Consider the following 20,420-nt stretch of genomic DNA (forward strand, 5'->3'; position numbering starts at 1 on the left):
GGCTTTACGGTTTGAGCGAGCGGCAGAACTCGACGATGCGCTGCGCGCCCTCGATGCACTCCTCGACGTCGGCGACGAGCGCCATGCGCACGAAGTCTTTACCCGGATTCGTGCCGTGCGCCTCGCGTGCGAGGTACGACCCGGGCAGAACCGTCACATTATAGTCGGCGTAGAGACGCTGGGCGAACGCGGTGTCCGTGAGGCCGGTGCGCGCGACGTTGGCCCAGAGATAGAACGCGGCGTCGGGCAATTTCACGTCGAGCACGTCGGCGAGCATGGGCGTGACGGTCGAGAACTTCTTTACGTATTTCGCGCGGTTTTCGCGCACGTGCGCCTCGTCGCCCCAGGCCGCGATGCTGGCGGACTGCCAGACCGGCGACAAGGCAGCGCCGTGATAGGTGCGGTAGAGCAGGAACGGCTTGAGGATGGCGGCGTCCCCGGCGACGAACCCCGAGCGCATGCCCGGCGCGTTCGAGCGCTTGGACAGGCTCGACAGCATGACGAGGCGCTCGAAGCCGCGGCCCAGCTTGTGCGCCGCTTCGAGACCGCCGAGCGGCGGATTCGCTTCGTCGAAATAGATTTCCGAGTAGCACTCGTCCGAGGCGATCACGAAGCCATAGCGGTCGGAGAGCGCGAACAGCTCGCGCCAGTCGTCGAGCGTGATCACGGCGCCGGTGGGATTGCCCGGCGAGCACACGTACAGCAGCTGCGTGCGCGCCCAGACTTCTTCGGGAACCTGCGAGTAGTCGCAGGCGAAGTTGCGGGCCGGATCGCTGTTCACGAAGTACGGCTCGCCGCCGCCGAGCAGCGCGGCACCTTCGTAGATCTGGTAGAAAGGGTTCGGGCAGAGTACGATCGCCCGCTTTGCCGGGTCTTTCACGCCCGCTGTCGGGTCGATCACGGCCTGCGCGAGCGCGAACAGCGCTTCGCGCGAGCCCGAGACGGGCAGGATTTCCGTATTCGCATCGATCGCCGGCAGCCCGTAGCGCGCCTTCACCCAGCTCGCAATCGACTCGCGCAGCGCCGGGGTGCCCGCCGTGGCCGGGTAAGACGAGAGGCCGTCGAGCGAAGCGACGATGGCGTCGCGGATCAGCGCGGGAGTGGGGTGTTTCGGCTCGCCGATTCCGAAGCTGATGTGGCGCAGGCCGGCGTTCGGCGCGACGTCCTTGAAGAGCAGGCGCAGCTTTTCGAAGGGGTAGGACTGAAGGGTGTCGAGTAGCGGATTCACTTGGGGCTGGACAGGCGTGGGCGAAAGACGGATGGCGTGGCGCGCAGGATTGGAGCGGCCGCTGCGGGCCGGCGAGCCGGTTGCACCGCACTGGGCGAAAAACACGGACGCGCAGCGCGGCGTTGCGGCTGCAAGCGGTCGATTATAGCGTGGCGCCGCTGCTGCCGCGGGCGCCGGCCGGATCCCGGGCGCTCGCCGCCGGTGCTTGCCGGGCGACGCAATAAAGGAAAAGCATGAAATTCTCGAACGACGTTGCGAACGAGGGCCCGTGTGCTGCGAACGCGTTGCCGGACCAGGGCAAGCGCGAGCCATGAGCCAGAGCACGAGCCTGCGCGCCGCCTGGCCGACGCTCGCCATCATGATTGGCGCGTCCGTCTGGGGTTTTGTCTGGTATCCGCTGCGCATGCTGGCGGCAGCCGGGCTCACCGGCACGGCCTCCAGCGCCGCAACGAGTGCGGCCGGCTGCCTCTTCGTGCTGGTGCTGCGCTGGCGCTCGCTCGCGAGCGTGCGCTGGCACTGGGTGCTGCCGATGCTCGGACTCGCCGCGGGCGTGACCAACGTCGGGTTCGTGTGGGGCGCGATCCACGGCGAAGTGATGCGCGTGCTGCTGCTCTTTTATCTGACCCCGGCGTGGACGGCGATCTTCGCGCACTTCATCCTGCACGAGCGCCTGAACTGGGCAGGCGGCGCGCTTGCGGCGCTTTCGCTGCTGGGTGCGGTGCTGATGCTCTGGTCGCCGCAGCTCGGCGTGCCGCTGCCCGCCAACGCGGCCGAATGGGCGGGGCTGATCGGCGGCATGGGTTTCGCGATGAGCAACGTCCTCGTCGTGAAGACGAGCCGCGTGCTGCCGCACATGAAGCCGGAGATGCGCACCGCCGTGATCTTCGCGGGCGCGGCGCTGTTCGGCGCGCTGACCTCCTGTTTCGAGCCGATGGCGGCTGCACCGGCCGGCGAGCACCTCGCGCGCGTCGTGCTGCTCGTGCTCGCGCTCGGCATCGTGCTCGGCACCAACAACATGCTCGTTCAGTACGGCCTTGCCCGCGTGCCGGCGAACCGCGCCTCGATCATCATGCTGTTCGAGATCGTCGTGACGGCGCTCACGTCGTGGCTCTTCGCCGGCGAGACGCCGGGCCCGCGCGAATGGGCGGGCGGCGCGTGCATCGTGCTTGCCTCCCTGCTGTCGAGCTGGGTGCACCGGGCGCAGGACGCGCGCAAGGGCGGTACACACGCGAGCGCCGACGCGAGCGTCATGACCCACGCCGACACGACCCGCACCGATGACGCGGACGACGCCGACAGCAGCGGCCCCGGCGGCGGCGATGGCGGCAGCGATGGCAACGGTGGCGGCAGCGCAGGCGGCGGCACGGGCCCGGGGCCTTCCCGCGCGCGGAATGGCGCGCGCGCGATGGTATGATTGCCGCTGATTCCCGCCGGCCGCACGCGCGCATGCGCGTTCGCACGGCGAGCCGTGGCGGCTGCCAGTGCGCACTCCGCCGCCGCGCGATCGATAGCGGACGCGCGGCGGCGAGCGACGTACGGCACGGGCGGTCCCGTTCACCACTATTCAAACAGCGATATCGCCGTGCGTCTGACCTCGATTAAACTCGCTGGCTTCAAATCATTCGTCGATCCCACGCATTTCCAGGTTCCGGGCCAACTCGTCGGGGTGGTCGGGCCAAACGGCTGTGGGAAATCCAACATCATCGACGCGGTGCGCTGGGTGCTGGGTGAATCCCGGGCGTCCGAGCTGCGCGGCGAGTCGATGCAGGACGTCATCTTCAACGGTTCCACCGCGCGCAAGCCGGGCAGCCGCGCAAGCGTCGAACTGGTGTTCGACAACGCGGACGGCCGCGCCGCCGGCCAGTGGGGCCAGTATGCCGAGATCGCCGTGAAGCGCGTGCTCACGCGCGACGGCACGTCGAGCTACTACATCAACAACCTGCCGGCGCGCCGGCGCGATATCCAGGACATTTTCCTGGGGACGGGCCTCGGCCCGCGCGCCTACGCGATCATCGGGCAGGGCATGATCGCGCGGATCATCGAGGCAAAGCCCGAAGAGCTGCGCGTGTTCCTCGAAGAAGCCGCGGGTGTTTCGAAATACAAGGAACGCCGCCGCGAGACCGAGAACCGCCTGCACGACACGCGCGAGAACCTCACACGTGTCGAAGACATCGTGCGCGAGCTGTCCAGCAACCTCGAAAAGCTCGAGGGCCAGGCGGTCGTCGCCACGAAATTCCGCGAGCTGCAATCCGAGGGCGAGGAAAAGCAGCGCCTTCTGTGGCTTCTGCGCAAGAACGAGGCAGCGGGCGAGCAGCAACGCCAGCAGCGCGCAATCGAGCAGGCGCAGATCGACCTGGAACGCCATACCGCGCAGCTGCGCGAAGTGGAAGCGCAGCTCGAAACGCTGCGCGTGGCCCACTACTCGGCAAGCGACGCCATGCAGGGCGCGCAGGGCGCGCTTTACGAAGCGAACGCCGAGGTGAGCCGCCTCGAAGCCGAGATCAAGTTCATCGTCGAGTCGCGCAACCGCGTGCAGGCGCAGATCGCCGCGCTGACCGCGCAGCGCGAGCAGTGGCAAGTCCAGGCGCAGAAGGCGCAGGACGATATCGAAGACGCCGAAGAGCAGCTGGCGGTCGCCGGGGAGAAGGCGGCGCTGGCCGAGGAGGATGCGGCGGCGAAGCAGGAAGCGCTGCCCGCGCTCGAAAACCGCTGGCGCGATGCACAGGCGCAACTGAACGACGAGCGCGCGGGCATCGCGCGCACCGAGCAGGCCATCAAGCTCGAAGCCGCGCATCAACGCAACGCCGATCAGATGCTCCAGCAGCTTCAGCAGCGCCACGAGCGTCTGAAGTCGGAGGAAGGCGGCCTCGACACACCGGACGAAGCCCAGCTCGAAGAGCTGCGCATGCAGCTGGCCGAGCAGGAGGAAGTCCTGCAGGAAGCGCAGGCGCGCCTCGCCGACGCGCAGGAAACGGTGCCGCGCCTCGACGCGCAGCGCCGCGCCGCGCACGAGCGCGTGCAGGCGGAAAACGCGCAGATCCACCAGTTCGAAGCCCGTCTCGCCGCACTCAAGCAGTTGCAGGAAAACGTGCAGACGGAAGGCAAGATCCAGCCGTGGCTCGAACGTCACGAACTGGGCGCGTTGCCGCGCCTCTGGAAGAAGCTGCACGTCGAAGCGGGTTGGGAAACGGCGCTCGAATCGGTGCTGCGCGAGCGGCTCGCCGCGCTCGAGGTGTCGAATCTCGACTGGGTGAAGGCATTCGCGAGCGACGCTCCGCCTGCGAAGCTCGCGTTCTATTCGCCGCCGGCCGCGGGTCAGGCGGGCGCTGCGGCCGCGGGGCTCACGCCGCTGCTCTCGCTCGTGCGTATCGACGATGCGGGCTTGCGCGCGGTGCTCACCGAATGGCTCGGCTCGACCTACGTCGCCAACGATCTCGCCGAGGCGCTCGCCCAGCGCGCGCAACTGCCGGGCAGCGGTGCGTTCGTCGTGAAGGCGGGTCACGTGGTAACGCGCGTGGGCGTGCAGCTATACGCCGCCGACACCGAGCAGGCCGGCATGCTCGCACGTCAGCAGGAAATCGAGAATCTCGAGCGCCAGGTGCGCGCCCAGGCATTGCTCGCCGACGAGGCACGCACGGCAGTCGTGCGCGCGGAAGCGGCGCACACGCAGGCCGCGCAGGTGCTCACGGATGTGCGTCAGCAGGCCGAGCGCGCGACCCAGCGCGTGCACGCGCTGCAGATGGATGTGCTGAAGCTGACCCAGGCGCATGAGCGCTACACGGCGCGCAGTACGCAGATCCGCGAAGAACTCGACGAGATCCGCACGCAGATCGAAGAGCAGCGCGCGCTGCGCGCGGAGTCGGAAGCGAACTTCGAGCGCCACGATGTGGAGCTCGCCGAATTGCAGGCCCGCTTCGAGGACAATCAGCTCGCCTTCGAGGCGCTCGACGAGGAACTCGGCGCTGCGCGCAACCAGGCTCGCGACCTTGAGCGCGCGGCGGCCGACGCGCGCTTTGCCGCGCGCAACATGGCGAACCGCATCGAAGAGTTCAAGCGCAACATTCAGGTCGCGCACGATCAAGGCGAACGCGTGGCCGCGTCGCTCGAAGACGCGCGCGCCGAACTGGAAACGATCAACGAGCAGACCGCACACACGGGCCTGCAGGATGCGCTGGAAATTCGCGCGCAAAAGGAAGACACGCTGCGCGCCGCGCGCGCCGAACTCGACGACCTGACTGCGAAGCTGCGCGCCGCCGACGAAACACGCCTCGCCGCGGAGCGCGCGCTGCAGCCGCTGCGCGATCGCATCACCGAGCTTCAGTTGAAGGAACAGGCGGCCCGTCTGAATGGCGAGCAGTTTGTCGAGCAGCTTCAGGCCGCGGGCGTCGACGAGGCCGCGCTGCAGGAAAAGCTCACGGCGGATATGAAGCCGTCGTACCTGCAAGGCGAAGTCACGCGCATCAACAATGCGATTACAGCGCTCGGGCCTGTAAATATGGCCGCGCTCGACGAACTGGCCGCGGCGAAGGAGCGCAAGACCTTCCTCGACGCGCAGTCGGCCGACCTCACGAGCGCGATCGAAACGCTCGAAGACGCCATCCGCAAGATCGACCAGGAAACGCGCACGCTGCTGCAGGGCACGTTCGACGAAGTGAACCGTCATTTCGGCGAACTGTTCCCGCGTCTTTTCGGCGGCGGCCAGGCGAAGCTCATCATGACCGGCGACGAGATTCTCGACGCGGGCGTGCAGGTGATGGCGCAGCCGCCCGGCAAGAAGAATTCGACGATTCACCTGCTTTCGGGCGGCGAGAAAGCGCTCACGGCCACCGCCCTCGTGTTCGCGATGTTCCAGCTCAACCCGGCGCCGTTCTGTCTGCTCGACGAAGTGGACGCGCCGCTCGACGACGCGAACACCGAGCGTTTCGCGAACCTTGTTCGCGCGATGTCGGACAAAACACAGTTCCTGTTCATTTCGCACAACAAGATCGCCATGGAGATGGCACAACAGCTCATTGGCGTGACGATGCAGGAGCAGGGCGTTTCGCGCATCGTCGCGGTCGACATGGAAACTGCGGCGGGTTTTGCCCAGAATACGGTCTAACGGACGGCACGCGTTGCGCGGCCGGCGGCGCCATCGGTGAGAGGCGGCCGCCGTGCGCAATGCGCCTGCCAGAGAAGCGGCGCGCGCAACGAGCGCGCCGTCGAAAAAGAATTGCTGATGGAGCATGCATGGACGAGTTGACTCTCGGGTTGATCGGCGCGGGCGCCGTGGTAGTCGGGGGCGTGGTGGTGTACAACGCGTGGCAGGGTGCGAGAGTGCGCCGGCGCATGCCGCGCCCAATGCCCGAAGAGGCAGTCGAGGCGCCGCAGCGCGACGAGTTCCAGGAGCCGGGCCCGTTCATCGCACCGGCGCATGCACCGTCGCGCCGCGAGCCGTCGCTCGCGGGCAGCACGGAAGCCGGGCGGGTGGAGCCGGGTTTCGGGACCGCGGCGCCGCTCGACACGCCGGCCGACATCCAGGCCGAAACGACGACACCCAACGGCTTTCCCGAAGCGGAAACCGGTGCGCACGAGGATGCCGACAAGGCGCCGGCCGCGAGTGCGGCTGCCCCGCAACCCGTGAAGGACGACGCCGACGAAGCCGAGCGCATCGAGCCGGTCATGCCGGCCGCCACGACGATCTCTTCGGCGCCGCCCGCTGTGGTCGACCGCCGCATCGACTGCATCGTGCCGATCCGGCTTGGCGCGCCGGCGGCGGGCGAGAGGGTGATTCCGTTTGCGCAGCGGCTGCGCCGCGCGGGCAGCAAACCGGTTCACATCGAAGGCAAACCCGAAGGCGGCGACGGTTGGGAACTGCTCCAAAGCGGCGTGCGCTACGAGGAACTGCGCGCGGCTGCGCAACTCGCGAATCGCAACGGCCCGCTCAACGAGCTCGAGTTCTCGGAATTCGTGACCGGCGTGCAGCAGTTTGCCGACGCGCTCGACGCTGCGCCCGAGTTCCCGGACATGATGGAGACGGTCGCCATGGCGCGCGAACTGGACGGCTTCGCGGCGCAATGCGACGCACAGCTTTCCGTGAACGTGATGTCGGACGGCGCGCCGTGGTCGGCAAACTATGTGCAGGCGGTGGCCGCGCAGGACGGCTTGCTGCTTTCGCGCGACGGCACGCGCTTCGTGAAGCTCGACGCGAAGCAGAGCCCGGTTTTCATGCTGCAGTTCGGCGACACCAACTTCCTGCGCGACGACCTCACGTACAAGGGTGGCGAACTGATCACGCTGATCCTCGACGTGCCTGTGGCCGACGAAGACATCCTGCCGTTCCGCCTGATGTGCGACTACGCGAAGTCGCTCGCCGAGCGCATTGGCGGGCGCGTGGTCGACGACCAGCGCCGGCCGCTGCCGGAATCGGTGCTGCAGTCGATCGACAAGCAGCTCATGACGCTTTACGCGAAGCTGGAGCAGGCTGGCATTCCGGCCGGCTCGCCGGCCACGCGGCGACTGTTCAGCCAGTAACGCCGAGGGCCTGCAAGCGGCCGACAGACAAGGCGCGACGCCGTAAGGGCGCCGCGCCTTTTTTTGCGTGCATGCGGTGCGGCATGAAGGGAGCCGGCACACGTGTTGCAGTGCATTCAGGTTCGCATGACTGGATTTGGGCGTCAATGCGGCCGACGCAGCGTTGGCCGTTCGGCCAGGCCCTCGGCGAGGCCCGTTCGGCGGCGCACGAAGATGGCACGAAGATGGCCGATCAGCCGATGCGACACGCGCCGCTTCCTGAGATAATCTGACGTCCGAAATCAACCCAACAGCGAGTTGCCCAAGGCATGGTCCGTACTCCCGCCCGTCGTCCCGAAGAAGCTACCGCTGCGCAGCGCGCGGCGTGGTTGCGCGCCGAACTCGAGCGTGCGAATCACGCCTACTACGTGCTCGACCAGCCGGAGCTGCCCGACGCGGAATACGACAAGCTGTTCGGCGAACTTCAGCAGATCGAGGCCGCGCATCCCGACCTCATCACGCCCGATTCGCCCACCCAGCGTGTGGGTGGCGAAGTCGCCGGGGGCTTCGAGCCCGTGGTCCACGACGTGCCGATGCTGTCACTCAACAACGGTTTTGCCGACGAGGACATCGTCGCGTTCGACAAGCGCGTGGCCGATGCGCTCGGCAAGATCGAGGGCGCCGGAGTCGGCGCGGTCGAATACGCCGCCGAACTGAAGTTCGACGGCTTGGCCATCTCGCTGCGCTATGTCGACGGCGTGTTCGTCCAGGCGTCCACGCGCGGCGACGGCGCGACGGGCGAAAACGTCACGGAAAACGTGCGCACGATCCGCTCGCTGCCACTGCGGCTGAAGGGTAAGCGCGTGCCGAAGGTGCTCGACGTCCGCGGCGAGGTGCTGATGTTCCGCCGCGACTTCGAGCGCATGAACCAGCGTCAGCGCGACGCCGGCCACAAGGAATTCGCGAACCCGCGCAACGCGGCGGCGGGCAGCCTGCGCCAGCTCGATCCGAAAATCACCGCGCAGCGGCCGCTCTCGTTTTTCGCTTACGGCATGGGCGTGCTCGAGGGCGAGCCGATGCCGGCCACCCATAGCGAGCTGCTCGACTGGTACGCGGAGATGGGCCTGCCGGTCAATGCCGAGCGAGCGGTCGTGAAGGGTGCGCAGGGCCTGCTGGATTTTTTCCGCGCCGTGGGCGAGAAGCGCGATCGCCTGCCATACGACATCGACGGCGTGGTCTACAAGGTGAACCGCCGGGACGAGCAGGACGCGCTCGGCTTCGTCTCGCGTGCGCCGCGCTTCGCGCTCGCGCACAAGTTCCCGGCCCAGGAAGCGCTCACGAAGCTTCTGGCCATCGACGTTCAGGTGGGCCGCACGGGCGCGATTACGCCCGTGGCGCGGCTCGAGCCGGTGTTCGTCGGCGGCGCGACGGTGACCAACGCCACGCTGCACAACGAAGACGAAGTGCGGCGCAAGGACATCCGTATCGGCGACACGGTGATCGTGCGGCGCGCCGGCGACGTGATTCCCGAGGTGGTCAGTGCGCTCATGGACCGCCGTCCGGCCGACGCCCACGAATTCGTGATGCCGACTGAATGCCCGGTCTGCGGATCGCGCATCGAGCGGCTGCCCGACGAGGCAATCGCCCGCTGCACGGGTGGGCTGTTCTGTCCGGCCCAGCGCAAGCAGGCACTCTGGCACTTCGCCCAGCGCCGTGCGCTCGATATCGACGGCCTGGGCGAGAAGATCATCGACCAGCTGGTCGACCAGAACCTCGTGCGCACGCCCGCCGATCTCTTCAGTCTTGGCTTCGGCACGCTCGCGCAGCTCGAGCGCATGGCGGACAAATCGGCGCAGAACCTGCTCGACTCGCTCGAGAAAGCCAAATCCACGACGCTTGCGCGCTTCATCTACGCGCTCGGTATCCGGCACGTGGGCGAATCGACGGCCAAGGATCTTGCGAGGCACTTCGGCTCGCTCGATCCAATCATGAACGCGTCGGTCGAGGAATTGCTCGAAGTCAACGATGTGGGTCCTATCGTCGCGCTCGCGATCCACGAGTTTTTTATGGAAGAGCATAACCGCACGGTGATCGAGCAACTGCGCGCGCCCGGCAAAGTAACATGGGCGGAGGGTCCGCCCGCGCCGAAGGCGCCGGTGGGCGCGCTGGCCGGCAAGACGGTGGTGCTCACCGGCACGCTGCCCACGCTCTCGCGCGACGAGGCAAAGGAGAGGCTGGAGGCGGCCGGTGCGAAGGTGGCCGGCTCGGTGTCGAAGAAGACCGATTACGTGGTGGCGGGCGCCGACGCGGGCAGCAAGCTCGCAAAAGCCGAGGAACTCGGCGTGCCGGTGCTCGACGAAGAAGGAATGCGCAAGCTCCTGGAGGGGCAAACGACATGATTCGCGAAATTCTCAGAATGGGCGATCCGCGCCTGCTCAGCATTGCCAGGCCCGTCGATCACTTCGATACGCCCGAACTGCACGAACTCATTGCCGATATGTTCGACACCATGCACGCGGCGAACGGCGCGGGGCTGGCTGCCCCGCAGATCGGCGTCGATCTGCAGGTGGTGATCTTCGGTTTCGAACAGAACGAGCGTTATCCCGAAGCGCCGGCCGTGCCGCAAACGGTGCTCATCAACCCGGTCATCCATCCACTGTCACACGACATGGAAGAGGGCTGGGAGGGGTGTCTTTCGGTGCCGGGCATGCGCGGCGCCGTGAGCCGCTACTCGATGATCCGCTACGACGGCTTCGATCAGTACGGCACGCCCATCGAGCGGGTGGCCGAGGGCTTTCATGCGCGCGTCGTCCAGCACGAATGCGATCACCTTATCGGCAAGCTGTACCCCATGCGCATTACCGACTTCTCGAAGTTCGGCTTTACCGAGGTTCTGTTTCCGGAACTCGACCCGAATCGCGACGACTGAAGATCGAAGCACGAGGAAAAACGGGAGCCAGATGGCTCCCGTTTTCATTCGGCGCGACGCCAGGCGCCGATGTAGTCGGTTGTGGCCGGACGTGGCTTTAGAACGCTTCGTCGGCGGCCAGATAGCGCCATTGGCCTTGCGGCAACGCGCCGAGCAGTACGCGGCCCATGCGCACACGCTTGAGGCCTACGACCTTGAGGCCCACCAGTTCGCACATGCGGCGGATCTGGCGCTTCTTGCCTTCGCGCAGCACGAATCGCAACTGCTCGCCGTTTTGCCAGCTCACCTGCGCGGGCTTGAGCGGCACGTCGTCGAGCGACAGGCCGTGGCGCAGCCGCGCGAGCAACTCGGGCGGGAAGTGCTGGTCGATTTCGGTCTCGATGTCGTTGTAGGTGACGCGCACGAGGTATTCCTTGTCGATGTCCGAGCTCTCGCCGATCAACTGCTTGGCCACGCGACCGTCCTGGGTCAGCACGAGCAGGCCAGTCGAGTCGATGTCGAGCCGGCCAGCCGGCGCGAGCGTGCGCAGATGCTTCGCTGAGAAGCGGATACCCGAGTGGTCGCCGTCCCAATGATTCTCGCCGGTGATGAGCGTGGCGGCCGGCTCGTAGCCGTCCTCGGCCTGGCCCGACACGTAGCCCACGGGCTTGTGCAGCAGGATCGTCACCTGGCGCGCCTGCGCGGCGAGTGCCGCCGGATCGACTTCGATACGCTGATTCGGCGTGACCTTGGCGCCGAGCGTGTCGACGACTTCGCCGTCCACATACACCCAGCCTTTTTCGATCCATTCGTCGGCTTCACGGCGCGAGCACAGGCCCAGTTCGGACATGCGCTTGGACAGGCGCAGGGTGTTGTCGCCATCGACTTCCGCCCGCGGCGTGCGGCGCGGTGCGGATTCGGCGGCGTCGGTGTGCCGCGGGGGTTTTTCGGCCGATTTGACGGGGCGGGGCGACTTGCGGGCGCCTCCGTTTTCTTCGGCGCTGCGGCGTGCGCGCGGCGCGGCGCTTTCACGGTCATCGCGCGAGGCGGATTTCACCGGACGCGCGAAACTGCGCTCCGTTCTCTCGTCGCGGGCGCGTGCGGGGCGGCGCTCGTCACTGTCCGTGCGGCGCGCGAAGCGTCCCTCGCTAGCGTCGCCGCGGCTTCGCGGCGGGCGGCGGTCGTCGCTTTCGGAGCGCCTTTCGAAGCGACGCTCGCCACCTTCCTCACGGGCACGCGGCGGACGGCGGTCGTCACCTTCGGTGCGCCGCGCAAACGGACGTGCATTGCCTTCTTCACGGCTACGTGGCGGGCGGCGGTCGTCACCTTCGGAGCGCCGCGCAAAGGGACGTGCGTTGCCTTCTTCGCGGCTGCGAGGCGGACGGCGGTCGTCACCTTCGGCGCGCCGCGCAAACGGACGTGCATTGCCTTCTTCACGGCTACGCGGTGGGCGGCGATCGTCGCCTTCGGTACGCCGCTCGAAGCGACGTGTGCCACCTTCTTCACGGGCACGCGGCGGGCGGCGGTCGTCACCTTCGGCGCGCCGCGCAAAGGGACGTGCGTTGCCTTCTTCACGGCTACGCGGCGGACGGCGGTCGTCACCTTCGGCGCGCCGCGCAAAGGGACGCGCGTTGCCTTCTTCGCGGCTGCGAGGCGGGCGGCGGTCGTCGCCTTCGGCGCGCCGCGCAAACGGACGTGCATTGCCTTCTTCACGACCGCGCGGCTGACGTCGCTCATCGCCTTCGGCGCTGCGCGCGAATGGGCGTCGTGCACCGCCTTCGTCACGGCCGCGCGCAAATCCACGCGCCTCGTCGCCTGAGCGACGGGCGGGGCGGCGCTCATCGCCGAAGCCGCCTTCGCGGGCAGGCCGCGCTGGACGGCTCGAGCCGTCGCGCTCACGCGCCATGGCTGGCCGTGCCTGGCGCTCGCCCGGGCGCGTCTCGCCAGCGCGAGGCGTGGTGCGCTCGGCTGAGGCGCGCACAGGCTTGCCCGTCGATGTCTTTTTCGCAGCCGACGCCGGCCGAGCGTCCGCCGGCCTCGCCTCTGCCGGCCGCACCGGCTTGCGCGCGGTCGTGCTGCCGCGGCGGACGGGGGCGCGTTCCGGAGTGGTCGGGCGCGGATGTTTGGCTGTCAGTTTGGCTCGCATGGATCTGGGTATTTCGCTTGGGTCATTCACACTGCGATCGCGCGCAGTAATTCGGTTTCGACGTGAATCTGCCGGCGGTTATCGGAGAGTCCGGAACCGTCGAGCAGAAACACGTCTTCCACCCGTTCGCCGAGCGTATTGATGCGCGCCGCATGGACGCCGACATGATGCTCCGCGAGCACGCGCGCGATGGAATAGAGAAGGCCCGGCCGGTCGTTCGCCGACACGGACAGGATGTAGTATTGGCCGCGCTCGTCGGCCCGCAGGTCGACGCGCGGCGTCACCGGGAAGGTGCGCGACAGGCGCGAGAGACGGCCCTTCGACGGCTCGGGCAGCGCATTGCCCGTCGCCTTCAGGCGCGCCGCGAGTTCCTGCTCGACGAGATTCGCGATATCGCGGTAATGCACGTCGCCCTCGGTGTGGGCGACGATGAAGTTATCGAGCGCGTAGCCGTGGCGCGTGGTGCTCACGCGCGCGTCGAGCACGGACAGGCCGTTGCGATCGAAGTACGCGCACATCGTCGCGAAGAGGTCGGGGCGGTCCTGCGCGTAGACGAGCACCTGCAGCGCCTCGCCGATCGGCGACGGGCGGGCCCGCACGACCGGCTCCGGCGCCTCGACGTGCCGATAGAGCACGCGCGTTTGCCAGGCGATGTCGGCGGCGTCGTGGCGCAGGAAGTAGCCGACGTCGAGCTTGTCCCAGAGCGCGCGGTGCGCGTGCTCCGGCACCGTCTCGAGGCGCAGCAGCGCAAGCGCCAGCTCCTGGCGCGTCTTGAGCTCCGAGTGCGCGTCGGGCTTGGCGCCGCCTAGCACGGCGAGCGTCGAGCGGTAGAGGTCTTCGAGCAGCTTGCCTTTCCAGTTGTTCCAGACCTTCGGGCTCGTGCCGCGAATATCGGCGACCGTCAGCAGGTAGAGCGCCGACAGACGCCGCTCCGTGCCGACGAGCTCGGCGAAGCGCTTCACGACCTCGGGGTCGGTGATGTCCTGCTTCTGGGCGACCTGGCTCATCGTCAGGTGCTGTTCGACGAGCCAGACGACCAGATCTGCGTCGTCGCCCGTGATGCCGTGCTCGCGGCAAAAGCGCCGCGCGTCGGCCATGCCGAGCTGCGAGTGGTCGCCGCCGCGGCCCTTGGCGATGTCGTGGAACAGCGCCGCGACGTAAAGCACCCACGGGCGTTCGAAGTTCGCGATGAGCTGGCTGCAGAACGGATACTCGTGCGCATGCTCGGCCACGGCGAAGCGGCGCATGTTGCGCAGCACCATCAGGATGTGCTGATCGACCGTATAGACGTGATACAGGTCGTGCTGCATCTGCCCGACGATGCGGCGGAAGTTCAGCAGATAGCGCCCGAGCACGCTCGTCTGGTTCATGAGCCGCATGGCGTGCGTGATGCCGGCCGGCTGCTTGAGGATCTCCATGAAGAGCCGGCGGTTTTCCGGGTCGCGGCGCCAGCGCTGATCCATGGTCTCGCGCGCGTTGTAGAGCGCGCGCAGCGTGCGTGCCGACAGCCCCTTCACGCCGGGCACCTGCTCGTAAAGCAGGAACGCTTCGAGAATCGCGTGCGGCTCGCGTTCGAACACGTCGTCGCTGACGATTTCCAGCATCCCCTGCTTCTCGACGAAGTACTCCGAGAGCGTGCGCGTGATGCCGCTCGTGCTCGGGAAGAGCTGCGCCTCGATATTCTGGATCAGGATGGTGGCCAGCTGCGTGACCGCCTTCGCGGCCCAGTAATAGCGGCGCATGAGCTGCTCGCTCGCTCGCCGCGCGCTGCTGGCCTTGTAGCCGAAGCTTTCGGCCACGGCCGTCTGCAGGTCGAACACGAGGATGTCCTGGCGGCGGCCCGCGATCACATGCAGGCGCGCGCGCAGCGCCTTGAGAAATGCCTCGTTGCGGCGCAGTTCGCGCGCTTCGCGCCCGGTGATGAGGCCGCGCTCGTCCAGCTCCTTCCAGCTGCTGCCGAAGGCGGCGGCTTCGGTGATCCAGAGAATCAGTTGCAGGTCGCGCAGGCCGCCGGGGCTCTCCTTGACGTTGGGTTCGAGCGAATAGGGCGTGTCCTGGAAGCGCGCATGGCGCTGGCGCATTTCGAGCACTTTCGCCTGGAAGAACGCGCGCGGGTCCATGGCGTCGCGATAGCGCTGCGCGAAGTCGCCGAAAAGCGTCGCGCTGCCCGTGATGCAGCGCGCCTCGAGGAGCGACGTGCGCACGGTGACGTCGTTGGCGGCTTCTTCGAGGCATTGCGAGACGCTGCGCACGCTGCTGCCGATATCGAGTCCGAGATCCCACGCAAGGCCGATAAAACGTTCGATGCGTTCTTCGAGCGGCGCGAGCGGTTCGTCGTCCGGCAGCAGCACGAGGATGTCGACGTCGGACCAGGGCGCGAGTTCGCCGCGCCCGAAGCCGCCCACGGCCACGAGCGCCAGCGTGGCCGGCAGCTCGCAGAGATTCCACGCGTTGCACAAGGTGTCGTCGGTGGTGCGGGCGAGGGCGCGCATCAGCGAGTCGACATTGGTCGCGGTCTTGAAACGCTCGAGCAACTGGGCCTTGGCGGCCTTGTAGTCGGATTTCAGCGACGACGTATCGGGAACGGCGGCAGCGGGAACGCTCATGGGCTCGGGTGGTGTCTGGCGTGGTTGGGCAGGCGGCTGGTCGTGCGCGCGGCAGGCCTCGCGTCTGGCCGCGTTGGTTCGTCGGTTGCTTCGTCGGTTAGTGCGTCGGCTGCTTTGCGGGCTGACTCAGCGTGCTGCGTGCTGCGTGCGCCTGGCGGCGACAGCAAGTCGTGCCTCGCTCGCGTTGGCATACCGGCCCGAGGCACAGGCCGCTCTCTGCGATCGCATCCATTTTGCGCCGGAACGCGCCACGAAGCGCATTCCGGCGTTTTTCCGGCGCTCAGGCCGCCGTGCCCGCCATCTGCGCGACGATGGCCGGCCTGGCGGGCGTACCCGCCGAGACCGTCAGCACTTCGTAGCCCGTTTCGGTCACGAGTACCGTGTGCTCCCACTGCGCCGAGAGGCTGCGGTCCTTCGTCTTGACGGTCCACTGGTCCGGCATGGTGCGAATGTCGCGGCGGCCGGCGTTGATCATCGGCTCGACGGTGAAGATCATGCCGGGCACGAGTTCGATGCCGGTGCCGGGGCGGCCGTAGTGCAGGACCTGCGGGTCCTCGTGGAACACCGTGCCGATGCCGTGGCCGCAGTATTCGCGCACCACGCTGTAGCCCTGGCTTTCGGCGTAGCGCTGAATGGCATGGCCGATGTCGCCCAGATGGCCGCCGGGGCGCACCTGGTCGATGCCGAGCCACATGCATTCATAAGTGGTCTGCACGAGGCGCTTTGCGAGGATCGAGCCTTCGCCGACGATGAACATCCGGCTCGTGTCGCCGAAATAGCCTTCCTTGATGACGGTGATGTCGATATTGAGCGCGTCGCCGTTCTTCAGCGCCTTGTCGCCGGGAATACCGTGACAGATCACGTCGTTCACGGAAGTGCAGATCGCCTTCGGGTAGGGCGGATAGCCCGGCGGCTGATAGTTCAGCGGCGCGGGCACCGTGCCCTGCACGTTAGTCATGTATTCGTGGCACAGGCGGTCGAGTTCGCCCGTCGTCACGCCCGCGGTGACGAACGGCGTGATGTAATCGAGCACCTCGCTCGCCAGCCGGCAGGCGACGCGCATTTGCGCGATGTCTTGTTCGTTCTTGATCGAAATGGCCATGGTATGCGCCCGAAAATGCAGTCGAATATTGAATTATCGCACCTAATGCTTGCGGTCGCTGACTTTTGAAAAGGCGGGCCGCAATCCGGCACGCGCTTGCGCGCCGTATTCCGCGGGTAATAGCCGGCTTGAGTAAGGGGCGGGTCGCGTGCTATACTCTCGGGCTAAGTCGCTTCCCATATCTTTCGAATTCATCTTCGGGATTTATGCTGGCCGAGTATGTCGGTGGAGCGGCTGAATCCGCCGTTGCCGCGGAGCGCTTTGCCAAAAAAAATTGGCGGGCGCGCGAAGAACATCCGGAAGCATCTTCTTCAGGCAGCACACTCGCAAGCCGGCGCACCCAGGGTGTCGGGCGCGTCCATGTCCGAAATGGGGATGGCGCACCGATACGGCAGCCGGCTTCAGACCCAAACCCTAGCGGAGAATTGAAACATGGCAGTTACCATGCGCCAGATGCTGGAAGCCGGTGTCCACTTCGGTCACCAAACGCGCTTCTGGAACCCGAAGATGGCCCCCTTCATCTTCGGTCATCGCAACAAGATTCACATCATCAACCTCGAAAAGACGCTGCCGATGTACAACGACGCACTGAAGTACGTGCGTCAACTGGCAGCGAACCGCGGCACGATCCTGTTCGTCGGCACGAAGCGTCAATCGCGCGACACGATCGCCCAGGAAGCGCAACGCGCTGGCATGCCGTTCGTGAACGCACGCTGGCTCGGCGGCATGCTGACCAACTTCAAGACGCTGAAGGTCTCGATCAAGCGCCTGAAGGACATGGAAGCCGCCGTGGAAGCGGGCGAGCTCGAGAAGATGAGCAAGAAGGAAGCGCTCCTGTTCGAACGCGAAATCGCCAAGCTGCAAAAGTCGATCGGCGGCGTGAAGGACATGGGCGGCATTCCGGACGCGATCTTCGTGGTCGACGTCGGCTACCACAAGATTGCCGTGACGGAAGCGAACAAGCTGGGCATCCCCGTGATCGCCGTGGTCGATACGAACCACTCGCCGGAAGGCATCGATTACGTGATCCCGGGCAACGACGACGCGAGCAAGGCCGTTGCGCTCTACGCGCAAGGCGTGGCTGACGCGATCCTCGAAGGCCGTGCGAACGCGGTCAACGACGTGGTTGCGGCCGTGCGCGGCAACGACGGCGACGACGAGTTCGTCGAGGTCAATTCGGAGGCGTAAGCTGCCCCGTGTCCGGCAAGAAAAGGGGGCTTTCCATAGGCCCCTTTTTTTTAAGCCGCGACTTTCGTCGCCGCGTCATATGAGCGGCACTGTAGCCCTGTAGAAGCAGCTGTAAAAAAGCGTTTCACGGCAGGCTCAGACGGAAACGAATTTCTGCCGGCCGCGTCGAAAGGCGGGCGGCGTGTACCAGACAGACTCAAGGAGCGAATGATGGCGGCAATTACCGCAAGCATGGTGGCAGAACTGCGCGCGAAGACCGATGCGCCGATGATGGAATGCAAGAAGGCGCTGACGGAAGCTGACGGCGACCTGGCGCGTGCCGAAGAACTGCTGCGCGTGAAGCTCGGCAACAAGGCCAGCAAGGCCGCTTCGCGCGTCACGGCTGAAGGCGTGATCGCTTCGTTCATCGAAGGCGGCGCCGGCGCGATCGTCGAACTGAACTGCGAAACCGACTTCGTTTCGAAGAACGATGACTTCATCGGCTTCTCGAAGAAGGTCGCCGAACTGATCGCCACGCAAAACCCGGCTGACGTCGCGGCTCTCTCGGCGCTGCCGCTGGACGGCTCGACGGTCGACGCAGTGCGCCTCGCCCTCGTCGGCAAGATCGGCGAAAACCTCTCGATCCGCCGTTTCGCGCGTTTCGAAACCGCCAACAAGCTCGCCGCGTACCTGCACGGCACGCGCATCGGCGTGCTGGTCGAATACACGGGCGCGGACGAGCAAGTGGGCAAGGACGTCGCGATGCACATCGCCGCGATGAAGCCGGTCTCGCTGTCGTCGGACGACGTGCCGGCCGACCTGATCGCCAAGGAGCGCAGCATCGCCGAGCAGAAGGCCGCCGAATCGGGCAAGCCGGCTGAGATCGTCGCGAAGATGGTTGAAGGTTCGGTCCAGAAGTACCTGAAGGAAGTCTCGCTGCTGAACCAGCCGTTCGTGAAGAACGACAAGCAGACGATCGAGCAGATGCTCAAGGCTGCCGGCACGACGGTGCAGAAGTTCGCCCTCTTCGTGGTGGGCGAAGGCATCGAGAAGCGCCAGGACGACTTCGCTGCCGAAGTGGCCGCGCAAGTCGCTGCTGCAAAGCAGCAATAAAGACCGGTCGGCCCGTCTCGCCGCGCCTGGCGCGGCGAGCGGCAACCGCAGTGGTTGCAACACCGCAGTCTGCTGAGTTGTAAGCCGTGGCGGAGCAATCCGCCGCGGCGGGCAGCGTAGCGGCGACGCGCATGGCAGTCCCCCGCCGTGCGCGGCGTCGGAAATCTTCGCTATTTCTGGCGGCGCTTGCCCGAAGCCGTATTTCACCCCTACAGTTTCAAGTTATTGCCCTTTGCGCGCGATCCTGGATACCTCCATGCCCACACCCGCCTATAAACGCGTCCTGCTCAAACTTTCCGGCGAAGCCCTGATGGGCGATGATGCCTTTGGCATCAATCGCGCCACGATCGAACGTATGGTGGCAGACGTGGCCGAGGTGGTGCGTCTGGGTACCCAGCTCGCAGTCGTGATCGGCGGCGGCAACATTTTCCGCGGTGTCGCGGGCGGCGCGGCCGGTATGGACCGCGCCACGGCCGACTACATGGGCATGCTGGCCACGATGATGAACGCGCTCGCGCTGCAGGACGCCATGCGTCACGCGGGCATCGAGGCGCGCGTGCAGTCGGCGCTGCGCATGGACCAGGTCGTCGAGCCGTACATCCGCCCCCGCGCGATCCGTCAGCTCGAGGAAGGCAAGGTCGTGATCTTCGCCGCCGGCACCGGCAACCCGTTCTTCACCACCGACACCGCTGCTGCGCTGCGCGGCTCGGAAGTCGGCGCCGAAGTCGTGCTGAAGGCCACCAAGGTCGACGGCGTCTACTCGGCCGACCCGAAGAAGGATCCGGCCGCCACGCGCTACTCGACGATCAGCTTCGATGAGGCAATTGGCCGCAACCTGCAGGTGATGGACGCCACCGCGTTCGCGCTGTGCCGCGACCAGAAACTGCCGATCCGCGTTTTTTCCATCGTCAAGCCGGGTGCGCTCAAGCGCATCGTTCTGGGCGAAGACGAAGGTACGCTCGTCCACGTGTAAACTCTCGTTTCACGAGAGGTTCGAACACGGGCCGCGCCGCCCATCAGCGCGCCGGCGGGCCCGTTCCGTTATGAAGGTTCGGAGGTATCAAAATGGCTGTGGCTGACATCAAGAAGGGCGCCGAGCAGAAAATGCAGCGCTCGATCGAAGCGTTCAAGAGCGATCTGGCGAAAATCCGCACGGGCCGCGCCCATACTGGCTTGCTCGACCACATCCAGGTCGACTACTACGGCTCGCCCGTGCCCATCTCGCAAGTCGCGAACCTCACGCTCGTCGACGCGCGTACGATCGGCGTGCAGGCATGGGAAAAGAAGATGGTGCCGGTCATCGAAAAGGCCATCCGCGAGTCGGATCTCGGCCTGAACCCGGCTACGCACGGCGACCTGATCCGCGTGCCGATGCCCGCACTCACCGAAGAGCGCCGCAAGGAGCTCACGAAGGTCGTCAAGAACGAAGGTGAAACGGCGAAGGTGGCAGTGCGCAACCTGCGTCGCGACGCCAACGAGCAGCTCAAGAAGCTCGTGAAGGACAAGGAAATTTCCGAAGACGACGAGCGCCGTGGCAGCGACGAAGTCCAGAAGCTGACTGACCGCTTCGTGACCGAGATCGACAAGCTCGTACAGACGAAGGAAGCCGAGATCATGACGGTCTGAGGCCTCAGGGCTTCCCGATTCGCCATATTTCC

14 protein-coding genes are annotated in these 20,420 nt (G+C 66.4%); 9 read left to right on the top strand and 5 right to left on the bottom strand.

Annotated elements, in window-relative coordinates:
• Positions 1–4: 4 nt before the first annotated feature.
• Positions 5–1,228 (bottom strand): succinyldiaminopimelate transaminase, encoded by a 1,224-nt coding sequence (dapC, locus tag C7411_RS07450; protein ID WP_110384177.1) that lies wholly within the window; start codon positions 1,226–1,228, stop codon positions 5–7.
• A gap of 310 nt (positions 1,229–1,538) precedes the next feature.
• Here dapC and C7411_RS07455 point away from each other — a divergent pair, with 310 nt between their 5' ends.
• The 5 genes from C7411_RS07455 (at position 1,539) to def (ending at position 10,649) form a co-directional block, all read left to right on the top strand.
• A complete protein-coding gene (locus tag C7411_RS07455) occupies positions 1,539–2,642 on the top strand; it encodes a DMT family transporter (protein ID WP_110384046.1) in 1,104 nt (367 codons plus the stop codon).
• A gap of 168 nt (positions 2,643–2,810) precedes the next feature.
• Positions 2,811–6,329: a chromosome segregation protein SMC gene (gene smc / locus C7411_RS07460; protein ID WP_110384178.1), complete on the top strand. Its 3,519-nt coding sequence runs from the start codon at positions 2,811–2,813 to the stop codon at positions 6,327–6,329.
• A 128-nt stretch (positions 6,330–6,457) separates the two neighbouring features.
• Entirely contained in the window at positions 6,458–7,741 is a 1,284-nt protein-coding gene (locus C7411_RS07465) for a cell division protein ZipA C-terminal FtsZ-binding domain-containing protein (protein ID WP_110384047.1), read from the top strand.
• A gap of 308 nt (positions 7,742–8,049) precedes the next feature.
• A complete protein-coding gene (gene ligA, locus C7411_RS07470; RefSeq protein WP_110384048.1) occupies positions 8,050–10,119 on the top strand; it encodes an NAD-dependent DNA ligase LigA in 2,070 nt (689 codons plus the stop codon).
• Positions 10,116–10,649, top strand: coding sequence for a peptide deformylase (gene def / locus C7411_RS07475; RefSeq protein ID WP_110384049.1), 534 nt, complete (start codon positions 10,116–10,118; stop codon positions 10,647–10,649). Before ligA ends, def begins: the two co-directional genes overlap by 4 nt.
• Positions 10,650–10,746: 97 nt before the next feature.
• Here the strand turns inward: def and C7411_RS38725 are convergent, their stop codons facing one another.
• The 4 genes from C7411_RS38725 to map form a co-directional block, all read right to left on the bottom strand.
• The gene (locus C7411_RS38725; RefSeq protein ID WP_309147574.1) at positions 10,747–11,685 is read right to left on the bottom strand and encodes a pseudouridine synthase; all 939 of its coding nucleotides are present in this window, start codon (positions 11,683–11,685) and stop codon (positions 10,747–10,749) included.
• Positions 11,682–12,470: a hypothetical protein gene (locus C7411_RS38730; protein ID WP_309147575.1), complete on the bottom strand. Its 789-nt coding sequence runs from the start codon at positions 12,468–12,470 to the stop codon at positions 11,682–11,684. Before C7411_RS38730 ends, C7411_RS38725 begins: the two co-directional genes overlap by 4 nt.
• A 330-nt stretch (positions 12,471–12,800) precedes the next feature.
• Positions 12,801–15,380: a [protein-PII] uridylyltransferase gene (locus C7411_RS07485; protein WP_110384051.1), complete on the bottom strand. Its 2,580-nt coding sequence runs from the start codon at positions 15,378–15,380 to the stop codon at positions 12,801–12,803.
• Positions 15,381–15,660: 280 nt separating this feature from the next.
• A complete protein-coding gene (map, locus tag C7411_RS07490) occupies positions 15,661–16,482 on the bottom strand; it encodes a type I methionyl aminopeptidase (RefSeq protein WP_110384052.1) in 822 nt (273 codons plus the stop codon).
• Between the two features lie 432 nt (positions 16,483–16,914).
• Between map and rpsB the strand changes: the two genes are divergently transcribed.
• The 4 genes from rpsB to frr all read left to right on the top strand — a co-directional run bounded on the left by rpsB (position 16,915) and on the right by frr (position 20,388).
• Positions 16,915–17,670 carry a 30S ribosomal protein S2 gene (gene rpsB, locus C7411_RS07495; protein ID WP_110384053.1) on the top strand — a complete coding sequence of 252 codons (756 nt, stop codon included), beginning with the start codon at positions 16,915–16,917 and terminating at the stop codon, positions 17,668–17,670.
• Between the two features lie 210 nt (positions 17,671–17,880).
• A complete protein-coding gene (gene tsf, locus C7411_RS07500; RefSeq protein WP_110384054.1) occupies positions 17,881–18,762 on the top strand; it encodes a translation elongation factor Ts in 882 nt (293 codons plus the stop codon).
• 256 nt (positions 18,763–19,018) lie between these two features.
• Positions 19,019–19,735 (top strand): UMP kinase, encoded by a 717-nt coding sequence (pyrH, locus tag C7411_RS07505; protein WP_042265870.1) that lies wholly within the window; start codon positions 19,019–19,021, stop codon positions 19,733–19,735.
• 92 nt (positions 19,736–19,827) lie between these two features.
• Complete coding sequence (gene frr / locus C7411_RS07510; protein WP_110384055.1) at positions 19,828–20,388, top strand: ribosome recycling factor; 561 nt, start codon at positions 19,828–19,830, stop codon at positions 20,386–20,388.
• Positions 20,389–20,420: the final 32 nt, after the last annotated feature.

Origin of the sequence: Paraburkholderia silvatlantica, assembly GCF_003096715.1 — a bacterium.
Taxonomy (GTDB): domain Bacteria; phylum Pseudomonadota; class Gammaproteobacteria; order Burkholderiales; family Burkholderiaceae; genus Paraburkholderia; species Paraburkholderia silvatlantica.